This window comes from Pseudomonas sp. MB-090624 (assembly GCF_003205245.1).
Taxonomy (GTDB): domain Bacteria; phylum Pseudomonadota; class Gammaproteobacteria; order Pseudomonadales; family Pseudomonadaceae; genus Aquipseudomonas; species Aquipseudomonas juntendi.
Genome location: NZ_QJRK01000026.1, coordinates 76710 through 90690, shown reverse-complemented (window position 1 = coordinate 90690; position 13981 = coordinate 76710). Strand labels below are relative to the sequence as shown.

The window sequence follows — 13981 nt, the reverse complement described above, 5'->3', positions numbered from 1 at the left end:
CGTTACTGGCCCGAAACAAACGTAGGAGCGAGCGCAGCTCGCGATTGCGCCGCGCGGGCGGCGCTCGATCTCACAGGCGCTGAAGATGCTCCGGCTACCCTTGCCAGGAACCATAGAATCTCCCACACCGGTAGCGATGCGCTCAAGACCTGTGCTGCACGTGTGGGGCCCGGCTTGCCGACGACAGGGCCGCAACAGGCTGTAGAAAACGTTTGCGAATATCCCGGCCCGACACTCAAGTATTCGCCCGCGACGCCGATTCACTGGCACAGCGTCCCGGAAGAGGGCGCACTTCCCGTCGATAGAAAGCGGGCGGTCAGCGTGATCAGGACGATCCCGGCCTCTTGCCAGGAGCTTCACATGTCTCAACCCCGTGCCCGCATAGCCTCGCAGCTCGGTGTCGCCCTCGCCATCGTGCTGGCGCTGGTGATTTCCGGCAGTACCCTGTTTGCCCTGCGTTCGCTGGACGATGCCAACCTCGCCACACGCCAGGCGCACCTGGGCAGTGAAGCGCGCCTGCTGGCCGACCAGCTCGAAACCTTCCACAGTTCGCTCAAGGACAATACCCAGCGCCTCAGCGGGTTGTTCGAGCGCCGCTTCGCCTCGGGCCTGTCGCTGCATGCCGGTGAAACGGTGCAGGTCGCCGGGCAGGCAACACCGGCGCTGTACCTGGGTGATCATTTGCTGAACAACGATCTTCAGCAGGTTGACGAATTCCAGCAGATGACCGCTGGCATCGCCACGCTGTTCGTGCGCAGTGGCGAAGACTTCGTGCGCATCAGCACCAACCTGAAGAAGCAGGACGGCAGCCGCGCCATCGGCACTCAGCTCGACCGTCAGCACCCGGCCTACCGCAAGTTGCTGGCCGGGCAAATGTACGTTGGCCGCGCCGTGTTGTTCGAGCGTAACTACATGACCCGCTATGTGCCGGTAAGTGACAGCAACGGCCGGGTAATTGCCGTATTGTTCGTTGGCTTCGACTACACCGATGCGCAGAACACCCAGTTTGCCAACCTCAAGCGTTTCCGCATTGGCCAGACCGGTTCGCTGGCCCTGCAGGACGAGAACGGCCAGTGGCTGGTGCCACCAGCCAATGCCGAGCAACCGCTGTACAGCGCAACGGCCGCATTTGCCGAAGGCCCGTGGACGGTGGTGGCGAGCATGCCGATGGCGGAAATCCGTGAGGTGACCTGGAGTGTAGGCCTGCGCCTGGCCATCGGCAGCCTGCTGGCGATGGTCCTGGCGGTGGCGGCTACCCTGTGGCTGTTGCGGCGTAAGCTGCGGCCGCTGGACGCGCTGGTGCGCCAGGCCGAAGCGCTGGGCGCAGGTGACCTGAGCGCGCGGCTGAGCGTGACCAGCCACGACGAAATCGGCCAACTGGCCAGCAGCTTCAACAAGATGGGCGAGGCCTTGTCAGGCATGGTCGAGCATATTCGCAGTGCGTCCGAGCAAGTCAGCTCGCGCGCCAAATCGTTGTCTGGCCTGTCGGCCGGGGCCTGCGAGGGCATGGAGCAGCAGTCCGGTGAAATCACCAGCATGGCCGGTGCGGTGGAGGAGTTCAGCGCCACCTCGATGAACATCGCCGACAACATGGCGGGCACCGAGCGCATGGCGCGTGACAATGCCCAGCAGACCCGCATCGGCCGCAGCGCCATGGATGAAGCATCGCGTTCGCTGAAGCAGATCGCCGATGCCCTCGGCGGTACGGCCACGGTGATGGACAGCCTGGGGGCACGCTCGCAGGAAATCGGCGGCATCATCAGCGTGATCACTGCCATCGCCGAACAGACCAACCTGCTGGCGTTGAATGCGGCCATCGAGGCTGCCCGCGCCGGTGAGCAGGGCCGCGGCTTTGCGGTGGTGGCGGACGAGGTGCGCAGCCTGGCCGCACGAACCCGCCAGGCCACGGATGAAATATCCGGGATGATCACCAGCATCCAGCAGCAGACCGGGCACGCCATCACGACGCTGGAGCAGGGTAACCAGCTGATGCAGGAAGGTCTGCAGCGCAATGACAAGGTGGCGCAAGCGCTGGCGCGTATCGACGAGCAGAGCCGTGCGGCGGGTGAGCAGTTCACTGTGATCAGTACGGCGACTCAGGAGCAGAGCAGCACGGCGACGGTGCTCAGCCGCAATTTGCAGAGCATTGCCCAGGCCAACGGCGAGCAGCGCGAGGTGGCCAATGAGCTGGCCTTTACCGCGCGGGAGCTGGAAGGGCTGGCGGCGCAGCTGCGGCAGGAAGTTGATCGTTTCCGCTGATATCGCAGGGGGCCGCTTTGCGGCCCATTCGCGGGCACGCCCGCTCCCACAGGTACAGCGCAAGCCTTGGGCCTGTGGGAGCGGGCGCGCGCCCGGCGATCTACCGGCTTACATCGAACCTAGGTTCAACGCCTGCGCACAAGCCTGCAGCGACCGCCGCTCGCTTTGCGCATACAGCGCCAGCTCATCCTGCACCTGCAGCCCCAATGCCGCTTCAAAGGCATCGCGGTTGGCATTGCTGCCGTACTCGGCCTGCGCATCGTCACCCAGGTTGGACTGGAAGATGCCCGCCGCGCTTACCGGCAGAAAGTCCTCGTAGACCAGCGCTTCGAAGTGCACATGGCCGGCCTCGATCAAGCCCTCAAGGGTGGTGGGGCGGCCTTGCTGGTCACGTGCGGCCAGGCCTTTTTCGGTGGCGAAGTAACGGAAATACGCCAGGCCCTGTTCACGCATCTGCGCGAGGTCGTCCGGGAATTCGGCAAAGCTGTCCTTCAGCAGTGTCATGTAACGTTCGGCGTTGGCCTCGGCCGGCGCACCGCCCAAGGCAGCACGGGTGGCATCGAGCAGTTTGTCGTACAGCTGGCGGCCCTTGGGTGTCAGGGCCGCACCGCGTTGCTCGATTTCGCCAAAGCGCGCGGTGTGGCTGCCTTCGCTGCCCTGCTGGTCGCTGAAGGCGACCTTTTCCTGCAGGGCCTTGAAGCTGGTCTGGCGCAGCAGGATCGGGTGGCGGCGGGTGGGCGGGCCTTCCACCACGGCCTTGGGCGGAATGCCCTTGGCCGGCATGCCGACCTGAATGGCATCGATGTCCAGCGTACGCGGGGTCAGGTGGTTGATGTGCGGGCCCTTGAAGGCCACCACGTCGGCAATCAGGCGGTGCTGATCGTGCAACTGCTGATATTGCTCGGCGGTGACGGTGGCGTCCTGGTGCCAGCGGAAGGTGTGCAGGGCCTCCTGCACGAATGCGGCGGCATCGGTGGCATTCAAGCCGCCGTCGCGCTCGCACTGGGCGATCAGTTCGAGGGCGCGCGGGGTGAAGATCTGGCGCTTGGCCAGGATGCTCTGGGCCAGTTCGCGCAGTTGCGGGTTGTCGATCAGTTCCAGGCGCAGCAGCGAGGTGAACACCCGGAACGGGCTGATGTGCAGGGACTGCTCGTGTACCGCGCGGAAGGCGGTGGAGTGCACCGGCACACCGGCAGAGCTAAGGTCGTAGTACCCAACCGGCTGCATGCCCATCACCGCGAACAGGCGGGCGATGGTGGCCAGTTCTGCGGCGGTGCCAACCCGGATGGCGCCATGCCGCTCGTGGTCCAGGCGCTCGATTTCGCCGGTCCAGCGCAGGGCCTCGGCAACGTCGGGCTGCTGGGCCATGACCTGCTGGTTGATTTCGCTCACCAGGTCCAGCAGCGTGCCGTACAGCGGCACTTCCTGTTTGTACATGAGCGACATGGCGGCAGAAAACTGCGCGCGAATGCTGTCGGGGCTGACGAAATCGTGGGCGGGCATCGCTAGCTTCCTGGTTAGGTTTGGACGCTTACATGAAAGCTGGGAATGCACCTTGCTCACAAGCGAAAAAAAGTGAGTGTGTCATTCCTTTTTTGATCGACCTCAAGGGCCATTGGGGCTGCTTTGCAGCCCATCGCGACACAAGGCCGCTCAGGTCGAGGTAGGCCCGGCAACCTCAAGCCTGCAACTGCTCGCTAATCCACTCCACCAACGCCCGTACCTTGGGCACCTCCGCCGCATGCTCGGCATACGCCAGGTAATGCGCCCCGGCACTGCGCATGGCGTGATCCCATGGCACCACCAGGCTGCCGTCGGCCAGCTCCTTGGCTGCCAGGTAGCGCGGCACCAGTGCTACCCCGCAGCCTGTCTGCGCGGCGCTCAATGCCATATAGAAGGTATCGAAGCGCGGCCCGTGGTAGGCGTTGACGCTTTGCAGGTCCTGCTCGAGGAACCACTCGTGCCAGGCCTCGGGGCGCGAGGTACTCTGCAACAGCACCAGCTCGGCCAGCTGTTCGGCGCCCGCCAACTCACGCCCGGCCAGCAGCTCCGGCGCACACACCGGCACCACTTCTTCGCCGAACAGCGCCACGCAGGTGGCACCCGGCCAGGTGCCCTGACCATAGAAGAACACCACGTCCGCCGAACCCTGCAGCAGGGCGAACGGCTCCATCTCGTTGCGGATATCCAGGTGGATATTGCTGTGCCGTTTGCCAAAGCCCTTGAGGTGCGGGATCAGCCAGCGCACGCCAAAACTCGGTTGAGTGGCGACCTTCAATATCTCGGTCTGCTCGCCATAGGTGAGCACGTAGCGGCTGGACATATCCACCTGGGTAAGAATCTTGTTGACCTCGGCCAGGTACAGGCTGCCGGCCGGGGTCAGTTGCAGGCGCCGGCGAATGCGCAGGAACAGGTGATGGCGCAGCATGTCCTCCAGCTGCGCCACCTGCTTGCTGACCGCGCTCTGGGTCAGGTGCAGCTCTTCAGCGGCACGGGTAAAACTCAAATGGCGGGCTGCAGCTTCAAAGCACTGCAGGGCGGTCATGGAGGGCACCAGGCGTTTGGACATAGCGGTCTCTGCGATACGGATCATTACCTGGTGGAATGATATGCGGAATAAAGGTCGTTTGTTGTACCTATGTGATCGGATTAATACTGATCCACATCATTTTTCCACCCCATCACCCGATGTAGGAGAAGCACAAATGGTTGCTGGATTGCTCGAGCGCCTTGGCGTTGCCGCCGAGGCTTACACCCAGGGCGATTACCCTGTTCACACGCCGATCGACGGCAGCCAGATCGCCTCGGTGAAACTGCTCGGCAAGGCCGAGACCACCGCCTGCATCGACCAGGCCCAGAGCGCCTTCGAAGCCTGGCGCAGCGTACCGGCACCACGCCGCGGCGAGCTGGTGCGTCTGTTTGGCGAAGTGCTGCGTGCGCACAAGGCCGACCTCGGCGAGTTGGTCTCGATCGAAGCCGGCAAGATCACCCAGGAAGGCCTGGGTGAAGTTCAGGAAATGATCGACATCTGCGACTTCGCCGTGGGGCTGTCGCGCCAGCTGTACGGCCTGACCATCGCTTCCGAGCGCCCAGGGCACCACATGCGTGAAACCTGGCACCCGCTGGGGGTGGTCGGCGTGATCAGCGCCTTCAACTTCCCGGTCGCAGTGTGGGCCTGGAACACTGCACTGGCTCTGGTGGCTGGTAACTCGGTGGTATGGAAGCCGTCCGAGAAAACCCCGCTGACCGCCCTGGCGTGCCAGGCGCTGTTCGAGAAAGCCCTGAAAGCCTTTGGTGACGCCCCGGCGGGCCTGGCGCAGCTGGTCATCGGTGGCCGTGAAGCCGGTGAAGCCCTGGTCGACGACCCGCGTGTGCCGCTGGTCAGCGCCACCGGCAGCACCCGCATGGGGCGCGAAGTCGGCCCACGTGTGGCTGCACGCTTCGGCCGCAGCATCCTCGAACTGGGCGGCAACAACGCCATGATCCTGGCCCCCAGCGCCGACCTCGACCTGGCCGTGCGCGGCATCCTGTTCTCGGCGGTCGGTACCGCCGGCCAGCGCTGCACTACCCTGCGCCGCCTGATCGTGCACCGTTCGATCAAGGACGAAGTGGTTGCCCGGGTCAAAGCTGCCTACGGCAAAGTCCGCATTGGCGACCCGCGCAAGGACAACCTGGTTGGCCCGTTGATCGACAAGCTGTCGTTCGACGCCATGCAGGGCGCCCTGGCCAAGGCCCGCGACGAAGGCGGCCAGGTATTCGGTGGTGAGCGTCAGCTGGCCGAGCAGTACCCGAATGCCTACTACGTGTCGCCAGCCATCGCTGAAATGCCGGCGCAAAGTGACGTGGTCCGCCACGAAACCTTCGCCCCGATCCTCTACGTACTGGCCTACGACGACTTTGAAGAGGCCCTGCGCCTGAACAACGAAGTGCCACAAGGCCTGTCGTCGTGCATCTTCACCACCGACCTGCGTGAGGCCGAACGTTTCCAGAGCGCTGCGGGTAGTGATTGCGGCATTGCCAACGTCAACATCGGCACCAGCGGTGCCGAGATCGGCGGTGCGTTCGGTGGCGAGAAAGAGACCGGTGGTGGCCGGGAATCCGGTTCGGATGCCTGGAAGGGCTACATGCGCCGCCAGACCAACACTGTGAACTACTCGCGCGAGCTGCCGCTGGCACAGGGTATCGTGTTCGACTGATCGGTTGATGCTGCATGGCCGGGGGCTTTGCCCCCGGTTCGCGGGTGAACCCGCTCCTACCGGCACTGCACAGCTTTTCGAACCTGTGCAGCCCCTGTAGGAGCGGGTTTCCCCCGAATGGGCTGCAAGGCAGCCCCAACAAGAACAAATTGCTGGAGCCGGCCATGTCCGAACTGCGTCAACAATGCTTGTGGGAATTCGTCAGCACACCGAGCGTGGCCGCCCAGGCCCTGGCTGGTGAGCACAAGGCCGATGTGTGCGTGATCGGTGGCGGCATTACCGGCCTGTCGGCGGCCATTCACCTGCTCGAGCAGGGCAAGTCGGTGATCCTGCTGGAGGCCTGGAAGGTCGGCCACGGGGGCTCCGGGCGCAACGTCGGGTTGGTCAATGCCGGTACCTGGATCCGCCCCGACGACGTCGAGGCGACCCTTGGCCAGAAGCAGGGCAGCCGCCTGAACCAGGTGCTGGGTGAAGCCCCGGCTGAAGTGTTCGCAATGATCGAGCGCCTGGGCATCGACTGCCAGGCCCAGCATAAAGGCACGCTGCACATGGCGCACAACGCCACCGGCATTGCCGACCTCGAAGCCCGCCACGGGCAGTGGCGCCGTCGCGGTGCCGACGTGGAGCTGCTGACCGGCGCGCAGTGCCAGGAATACTGTGGCACCGACAAGATTTCCGCCGCGTTGCTCGACCGCCGCGCTGGCACCATCAACCCCATGGGCTACACCCAGGGCCTGGCTGCGGCCGTGGTGCGCCTGGGTGGCCAGCTGTTCCAGCAGTCGGCTGTCGAAGGCCTGGCGCGCGAGGGCGACGCCTGGCGGGTCAAGACGGCCCGTGGCTCGGTACGGGCCGACAAGGTGGTGATTTCCACCGGCGCCTACACCGAAGGCGACTGGAGCAACCTGCAGAAGCAGTTCTTCCGCGGTTATTACTACCAGGTCGCCTCCAAGCCGCTGCAAGGCGCTGAGGCCGACAAGGTACTGCCGCACGGCCAGGGCTCATGGGACACCCGCACCGTGCTCAGCAGTATCCGCCGTGACGACCAGGGCCGCCTGTTGCTCGGCAGCCTGGGCCGGGTCGACAACAAGCCCGCCTGGTTCGTGCGCAGCTGGGCCGACCGCATTCAGAGCCATTACTACCCGGGCCTGGGCAAGGTCGAGTGGGAAATGCACTGGACCGGTTGCATCGACTTCACCCCCGACCACCTGATGCGCCTGTTCGAGCCGGCGCCGGGGCTGGTGGCGGTGACCGGCTATAACGGGCGTGGGAATACCACCGGCACCGTGATTGGCCGGGCGTTTGCCGAGTTCCTGCTCAAGGGTGAGGCCGGCAGCCTGCCGATTCCGTTCTCGCCAATGAGTGGCGTGAGCGCGCCATCGCTGCGCACCGCGTTCTATGAGTCCGGGTTCTCGCTGTACCACGCGGGGCAATGCCTGCGGGTTGTGTTGTAAGCACTGGCCCTATCGCCGGCAAGCCAGCTCCCACAGGGATCGCCTTAGGGCTGACAGGTGTTTGCCACAAGGTATGGCAGCGCCCGTTGGAGCGAGCGCAGCTCGCGATTGCGCCGCGCGGGCGGCGCTCGATCTCACAGGCGCTGAAGATGCTCCGGCTACCCTTGCCAGGAACCATAGAGTCTCCCACAGGTACTGCATAAGCCCTGAGGCCTGTGCGGTCAATGTGGGAGCTGGCTTGCCGGCGATAGGGCCAGTACAGGCTTACTTGTGCAACCAGCTGAGGAAGCCGCCCTTCTTGATCAGGGCCGGCTTCTGCAGCAACAACGACTCCCGGCTCTGGCGCCGGAACCGCTGCAACTTGCTCAGCGCCGTCTGCACATCGCCACGTTGCGCCAGGCAACTTTTCACCTGCTCTTTGTCGATGCGGTACAGCACGCAGCTGGTCAGTGTACGAAACTCGGCCAGTGACTCGTCTTCGTCGATGATCCCCTCGACCCCCAGCACCTCGCCCGGCCCCATGCGCCCGGCCTCCAGCAGCTTGTCGCCATCGCGCACAGAGGCCGACACCACGCCGCTGCCAATCACCAGCAAATGCTCGGAATGCGCGCCTACCTCCAGGATCACCTGATCCGCCAGGTACTCCACCGCCGTCATGCGCTGGCTCAGTGCGTCACGCTCTTCAGCGCTTAGCGAACGGAACACCCGCACCTCGTCCAGCACTTCGCGCTGGCGGCTGCGTGGCGGCATGGCCAGGTCGACGTTCCACATCACCCCGCTCGCCTCCAGGTGGCGGTGCGCCAGGTCGAACAACTGGTTGCGTGCCGCAGTCTTGCCGCCCATGTCGGCAATGAACCCGCTGGCCTCGTACTCCACCGACTCCAGTGTCGAGGCCTTGACCGACACCTTGGGCGCAGGTGAAGCAAGGATCGCGCTGGTGCCCTGCAGGGCTTTTTCCAGTGCGTCGAACACCCGCCTGGGCCGCACTTTGGCCGGCACTACCACGTTGATCGACACACCATGCACATCCGCCGGCCTGCTGTGGTTGAGCAGGCGCGCCTTGGCCGCCACCGAATTGGGGATCACCGCCAGGCTACCTGTGCCCGTGAGCAGGCGCGTGGCCCGCCAGTCGATATCCAGCACCTTGCCTTCGGTGCCGTCGATCGCGATCGAATCGCCAATCTGGTAGGGCCGCGTGGTGTTCAGCACGATGCCGCTGAACACGTCAGCCAGCGTGCTCTGCAACGCCAGGCCTATGACGATGGCCATCACGCCCGAGGTGGCCAGCAGGCCCTTGACTGGCAGCTGCAGCACATAGCCTGCGGCCGCGACTACCGCGGCAAGGAAGATCAGCGCCCCCAGCACGTCCTGCAGCAAGCGCCCGCCGTGGCTACCCCGCGCTACCAGCAACAGGCCGAACACCACGGTGACCGTGCGCGCGCCAAACAGCCACCAGCCGATGGCCAATACCGTGGCCATCAGGTTGCGCGGCACATCGTCCGGCCAGGGCGGTGGCTGCAGCGGGCTCATGCCGGCGGCCACCAGCACCGCGCTGAACAACAGGAAAAGCACCAGCCGCATACCGATGCGCCAGGCCCGGTGCTGGAGGGGGATCAACTGCCAGATTACGAGGTCGATCAGGATCAGGGCAGTACCGAGCAGCAACGGGGACGACTGGATGAACGCCAGCATGGTGGTCTCGGGAGTGAGGGGAGGGCTGTGGGTAGTAATAGAGCAGGTTGGCCGGGCAGGCAATGGGCGCCTGCATGCGGGTAAACCCGCCCTGAGCGAGATGCGGTCCCTGTGGGAGCGGGCAAGCCCGCGAAGAGGCCAGCAAATCCAGCGCCAATCTATCGTTCCCGAAACAGAACGCTAAAGCCAAAAACCGCTATCTACCGCTCCAAAGGTGACGGTTTTAATCTTCTCCCATCAACGCGAAACACCCAACTTGCTGAACTTCAAACCCTATGGAGCAACGACCATGACCCACTTCAAATACAACCGCCTGAACAAAGACGATGCCGCCGTACTGCTGGTCGACCACCAGGCTGGCCTGCTGTCGCTGGTGCGCGACATCGAGCCGGATGCCTTCAAGAACAACGTACTGGCCCTGGCTGACCTGGCCAAGTTCTTCAACCTGCCGACCATCCTCACCACCAGCTTCGAACAAGGCCCCAACGGCCCGCTGGTCCCGGAGCTGAAAGCCCTGTTCCCGGACGCGCCGTACATCGCCCGCCCAGGCCAGATCAACGCCTGGGATAACGAAGACTTCGTGAAGGCGGTGAAAGCCACCGGCAAGAAGCAGCTGATCATCGCCGGCGTGGTCACCGAAGTGTGCGTAGCCTTCCCGGCGCTGGCCGCCCTGGAAGAAGAGTTCGACGTGTTCGTGGTTACCGATGCCTCCGGCACCTTCAACGCCATGACCCGCGACGCCGCCCATGACCGCATGAGCCGCGCTGGCGCCCAGTTGATGACCTGGTTCGGGGTTGCCTGCGAGCTGCACCGCGACTGGCGCAACGACATTGAAGGCCTGGCCGCGCTGTGCTCCAACCATATCCCGGACTACCGCAACCTCATGACCAGCTACAACGCCTTCAACGCCAACAAGTAAGCCGCAGCCGCGGGCACCCTCAGCCGGTGCCCGCGCAGGGCAGCACACTTATCCAATCCAGCGCCCGTTGGCCGTTGCACAGTGGCTGTGGGCAAGCTCACCCAAGGAACGCCGATGAACACCGCACTCCAAGACAACCGCGAAGTGGTGACCGTATGCCTGCAGCACCAAGTGCTCGATAGCACGCCGGGTACCTCGGCCGCGCAACCGCCGCGCTGGAAGCAGGCGCTGCTAACCTACCTGGTGATCTGCCCGATGACCATGGTCGTGCCGCAACTGCTGGCGCCGCTGTTTGCCCGCTACCCGCAACTGGGGGGCGCGATCACCGGCAACCTGATCGTCAACCTGTTCGTCATTCTGCCCGTGGTGTTCTACATCATGCCTTGGGTGACCCGTCGCTGCGCCAACTGGCTGCGCGGCTGAGTCAGCCCCTGACCTCGATAATCCAGGAGATACCGCTATGAGCACGTTCGTTACCCGCGATGGTACTTCGATCTACTTCAAGGACTGGGGCACCGGCAAGCCCGTGCTGTTCAGCCACGGCTGGCCGCTGAATGCCGACATGTGGGACACGCAGATGGAGTTCCTGGCCAGCCGCGGTTACCGCGCCATTGCCTTCGACCGCCGCGGTTTCGGGCGCTCGAGCCAGCCATGGAACGGCTACGACTACGACACCTTCGCTGATGACATCGCCCAGCTGATCGAACACCTCGACCTGCGTGAGGTGACCCTGGTGGGCTTCTCCATGGGCGGCGGTGACGTAAGCCGCTACATCGGTCGCTACGGCACCGAGCGGGTCGCCGGGCTGGTGCTGCTGGGCGCCGTTACGCCGGTGTTCGGCAAGCGTGACGACAACCCCGAGGGTGTCGACCTGTCGGTGTTCGAAGGTATCGTGGCTGGCCTGCGTGCCGACCGGGCGCAGTTCATCGCCGACTTCGCCGCACCGTTCTATGGCATCAACCATGGGCAGCAGGTATCCCAGGGCGTGCAGACGCAGACCTTGAACATAGCGCTGATGGCGTCGCTCAAGGCCACCCTGGATTGTGTGACGGCGTTCTCCGAAACCGACTTCCGGTCGGACATGGCCAAGGTCGATGTACCGACGTTGGTGATTCATGGCGATGACGACCAGATCGTGCCGTTCGAGACTACCGGCAAGCAGGCGGCGGCGCAGATTCGTGGGGCTGAGCTGAAGGTGTACGCCGGCGCGCCGCATGGGTTTGCCGTGACTCATGCGCAGCAGCTGAATGAGGACCTGCTGGCGTTCTTGAGTCGCTGAACAAGCCGGGGCCGCTTTGCGGCCCCAATCGCTGGCAAGCCCAGGCAACACAAAACTTGATCAGGGCTAACCTTCAACAGCCCCACCGCACATCCATCCAAGCCTTGCCCTTGTATCGGGCGGCATGCTCTGCAGGCGCGCCTGCCGCCGCCGCGCCCAGAGACGGAGAACACCATGCCCCAGGACCGCCACGACAAGACTCGTCGCCAGTTCCTCGCCAGCAGCACCGTACTGGGTGCTGCCGGCGCGCTCTGGTCTGCATTGCCCTTCACCGGCGCCGCCGGTTCCGCTCACGCATCCACCCAAGGAGGTTCCATGACCGCCGACCTGATTCTGTTCAACGGCAAGCTGCACACCGTTGACCGCGAAAAGCCCACTGCCACCGCCGTCGCCATCAAGGACGGCCGTTTCATCGCCGTGGGCAACGACGCCGAGGCCATGGCCCACAAGGGCGCCAGCACGCAAATCGTCGACCTCAAGCAGCGTACGGTCATCCCCGGCCTGAACGACTCGCACCTGCACCTGATCCGCGGCGGCCTGAACTACAACCTGGAGCTGCGCTGGGAAGGCGTGCCGTCGGTGGCCGATGCCCTGCGCATGCTCAAGGACCAGGCTGCGCGCACGCCTACCCCGCAGTGGGTGCGTGTGGTGGGTGGCTGGAACGAGTTCCAGTTCGCTGAAAAACGCATGCCGACCCTGGAAGAAATCAACCAGGCTGCACCCGATACGCCGGTGTTCCTGTTGCACCTCTACGACCGCGCCTTGCTCAACCGTGCCGCACTCAAGGCTGTCGGCTACGACAAGAGCACCCCGAACCCGCCGGGTGGCGAAATCCAGCGAGACAAGTTCGGCAACCCGACGGGCATGCTGATTGCCCGCCCGAACGCGATGATCCTCTACGCCACCCTGGCCAAAGGGCCGAAGCTGCCGCTGGAGTATCAGGTCAACTCGACCCGCCAGTTCATGCGTGAGCTGAACCGCCTGGGCCTGACCAGTGCCATCGACGCTGGCGGCGGCTACCAGAACTTCCCCGACGACTACTCGGTGATCCAGGAGCTGGCCGACAACAACCAGCTGACAGTGCGCATTGCCTACAACCTGTTCACCCAGAAGCCCAAGGAAGAACTGGACGACTTCAGGAAGTGGACATCCAGCGTCAAGCTGCACAGCGGTACCGACTTCCTGCGCCACAACGGCGCTGGTGAAATGCTGGTGTTCTCCGCCGCCGACTTCGAGGACTTCCTCGAGCCGCGCCCGGACCTGCCGCAGACCATGGAAGAAGAGCTGGAGCCGGTGGTGCGCCACCTGGTCGAGCAGCGCTGGCCGTTCCGCCTGCATGCCACCTACAACGAATCGATCACGCGCATGCTCGACGTGTTCGAGAAGGTCAACCGCGATATCCCGTTCAATGGCCTGCCGTGGTTCTTCGACCACGCCGAAACCATCACTCCGCAGAACATCGAGCGCGTGCGTGCGTTGGGCGGCGGCATCGCCATCCAGGACCGCATGGCCTTCCAGGGCGAGTATTTCGTCGACCGCTATGGCGCCAAGGCTGCCGAGCAGACCCCGCCGATCAAACGCATGTTGGAGATGGGCGTGCCGGTCGGCGCGGGCACCGACGCTACCCGCGTGTCCAGCTACAACCCCTGGACCTCGCTGTACTGGCTGGTCAGCGGCAAGACCGTTGGCGGCATGGAGCTGTACAAGGAAGGCCTGGACCGCGAGACCGCGCTGCAGCTGTTCACCCAGGGGAGTGCCTGGTTCTCCAGCGAGCAGGGCAAGAAAGGCCAGATCAAGGTAGGCCAGCTGGCCGACCTGGCGGCCTTGTCGCTGGACTTCTTCAGCGTCGAGGAAGAGGCGATCAAGGGCATCGAGTCGGTGCTGACCATTGTCGATGGCAAGGTTGTGTACGGTGCCGGCGAATTCGACCGCCTCGGCCCACCGCAGGTGCCGGTGCTGCCGGAGTGGTCTCCAGTAGCCAAGGTGCCGGGGCACTGGCGCGTGGGTACGCCGTCGCTGGCGGCAGCCGTGCACCAGTGTTCGGGGCCGTGCGGGGTGCATGCGCACAGCCATGACAAGGCGCGCAAATCGAGTGTGCCGGTCAATGACTTCCAGGGGTTCTGGGGGGCGCTGGGCTGTTCGTGCTTTGCTTTCTAAGCTGATGTGTCGAAAAGAAGGGGCTGCT

The 13981-nt window shown here is 64.4% G+C and carries 10 protein-coding genes and 1 pseudogene; 8 read left to right on the top strand and 3 right to left on the bottom strand.

Going from position 1 to position 13981, the window contains the following annotated elements; translation table 11 throughout:
• Positions 1-360: 360 nt before the first annotated feature.
• Both DMX12_RS30355 and DMX12_RS30350 read left to right on the top strand, forming a co-directional pair.
• A pseudogene (locus DMX12_RS30355) lies at positions 361-1404 on the top strand (Cache 3/Cache 2 fusion domain-containing protein); the annotation flags it as partial.
• Complete coding sequence (locus DMX12_RS30350; RefSeq protein ID WP_371105801.1) at positions 1399-2259, top strand: methyl-accepting chemotaxis protein; 861 nt, start codon at positions 1399-1401, stop codon at positions 2257-2259. The pseudogene DMX12_RS30355 and the gene DMX12_RS30350, both read left to right, overlap by 6 nt.
• 108 nt (positions 2260-2367) lie before the next feature.
• Here the strand turns inward: DMX12_RS30350 and DMX12_RS16040 are convergent, their stop codons facing one another.
• Together DMX12_RS16040 and DMX12_RS16035 are read right to left on the bottom strand one after the other, a co-directional pair.
• Positions 2368-3762 (bottom strand): VOC family protein, encoded by a 1395-nt coding sequence (locus tag DMX12_RS16040; RefSeq protein ID WP_110678623.1) that lies wholly within the window; start codon positions 3760-3762, stop codon positions 2368-2370.
• Positions 3763-3937: 175 nt separating this feature from the next.
• The gene (locus tag DMX12_RS16035; protein WP_110678621.1) at positions 3938-4828 is read right to left on the bottom strand and encodes a LysR family transcriptional regulator; all 891 of its coding nucleotides are present in this window, start codon (positions 4826-4828) and stop codon (positions 3938-3940) included.
• Between the two features lie 136 nt (positions 4829-4964).
• On the opposite strand from DMX12_RS16035, the gene DMX12_RS16030 reads away from it, so the two are divergent.
• Together DMX12_RS16030 and DMX12_RS16025 are read left to right on the top strand one after the other, a co-directional pair.
• Positions 4965-6455, top strand: a complete 1491-nt coding sequence (locus DMX12_RS16030; protein ID WP_009682136.1) for an aldehyde dehydrogenase family protein — start codon at positions 4965-4967, stop codon at positions 6453-6455.
• Positions 6456-6619: 164 nt separating this feature from the next.
• Positions 6620-7906, top strand: coding sequence for an FAD-binding oxidoreductase (locus DMX12_RS16025; protein ID WP_110678619.1), 1287 nt, complete (start codon positions 6620-6622; stop codon positions 7904-7906).
• Between the two features lie 264 nt (positions 7907-8170).
• On the opposite strand, the gene DMX12_RS16020 is transcribed toward DMX12_RS16025, so the two are convergent.
• Positions 8171-9598, bottom strand: coding sequence for a mechanosensitive ion channel family protein (locus DMX12_RS16020; protein WP_110678617.1), 1428 nt, complete (start codon positions 9596-9598; stop codon positions 8171-8173).
• Between the two features lie 289 nt (positions 9599-9887).
• On the opposite strand from DMX12_RS16020, the gene ycaC reads away from it, so the two are divergent.
• The 4 genes from ycaC to DMX12_RS16000 all read left to right on the top strand — a co-directional run bounded on the left by ycaC (position 9888) and on the right by DMX12_RS16000 (position 13953).
• Positions 9888-10517, top strand: coding sequence for an isochorismate family cysteine hydrolase YcaC (gene ycaC / locus DMX12_RS16015; RefSeq protein ID WP_110678615.1), 630 nt, complete (start codon positions 9888-9890; stop codon positions 10515-10517).
• Positions 10518-10631: 114 nt separating this feature from the next.
• Positions 10632-10940, top strand: coding sequence for a hypothetical protein (locus DMX12_RS16010; RefSeq protein WP_110678614.1), 309 nt, complete (start codon positions 10632-10634; stop codon positions 10938-10940).
• 37 nt (positions 10941-10977) lie between these two features.
• Positions 10978-11796: an alpha/beta fold hydrolase gene (locus DMX12_RS16005; RefSeq protein WP_029886932.1), complete on the top strand. Its 819-nt coding sequence runs from the start codon at positions 10978-10980 to the stop codon at positions 11794-11796.
• Between the two features lie 315 nt (positions 11797-12111).
• Entirely contained in the window at positions 12112-13953 is a 1842-nt protein-coding gene (locus DMX12_RS16000; RefSeq protein ID WP_161893226.1) for an amidohydrolase, read from the top strand.
• The last annotated feature ends 28 nt before the right edge of the window (positions 13954-13981 follow it).

Coding starts and splice junctions, on each gene's coding strand:
- DMX12_RS30350 (WP_371105801.1), top strand. CDS start 1,399: ATGGGCGAGGCCTTGTCAGGCATGGTCGAGCATATTCGCAGTGCGTCC.
- DMX12_RS16040 (WP_110678623.1), bottom strand. CDS start 3,762: ATGCCCGCCCACGATTTCGTCAGCCCCGACAGCATTCGCGCGCAGTTT.
- DMX12_RS16035 (WP_110678621.1), bottom strand. CDS start 4,828: ATGTCCAAACGCCTGGTGCCCTCCATGACCGCCCTGCAGTGCTTTGAA.
- DMX12_RS16030 (WP_009682136.1), top strand. CDS start 4,965: ATGGTTGCTGGATTGCTCGAGCGCCTTGGCGTTGCCGCCGAGGCTTAC.
- DMX12_RS16025 (WP_110678619.1), top strand. CDS start 6,620: ATGTCCGAACTGCGTCAACAATGCTTGTGGGAATTCGTCAGCACACCG.
- DMX12_RS16020 (WP_110678617.1), bottom strand. CDS start 9,598: ATGCTGGCGTTCATCCAGTCGTCCCCGTTGCTGCTCGGTACTGCCCTG.
- ycaC (WP_110678615.1), top strand. CDS start 9,888: ATGACCCACTTCAAATACAACCGCCTGAACAAAGACGATGCCGCCGTA.
- DMX12_RS16010 (WP_110678614.1), top strand. CDS start 10,632: ATGAACACCGCACTCCAAGACAACCGCGAAGTGGTGACCGTATGCCTG.
- DMX12_RS16005 (WP_029886932.1), top strand. CDS start 10,978: ATGAGCACGTTCGTTACCCGCGATGGTACTTCGATCTACTTCAAGGAC.
- DMX12_RS16000 (WP_161893226.1), top strand. CDS start 12,112: ATGACCGCCGACCTGATTCTGTTCAACGGCAAGCTGCACACCGTTGAC.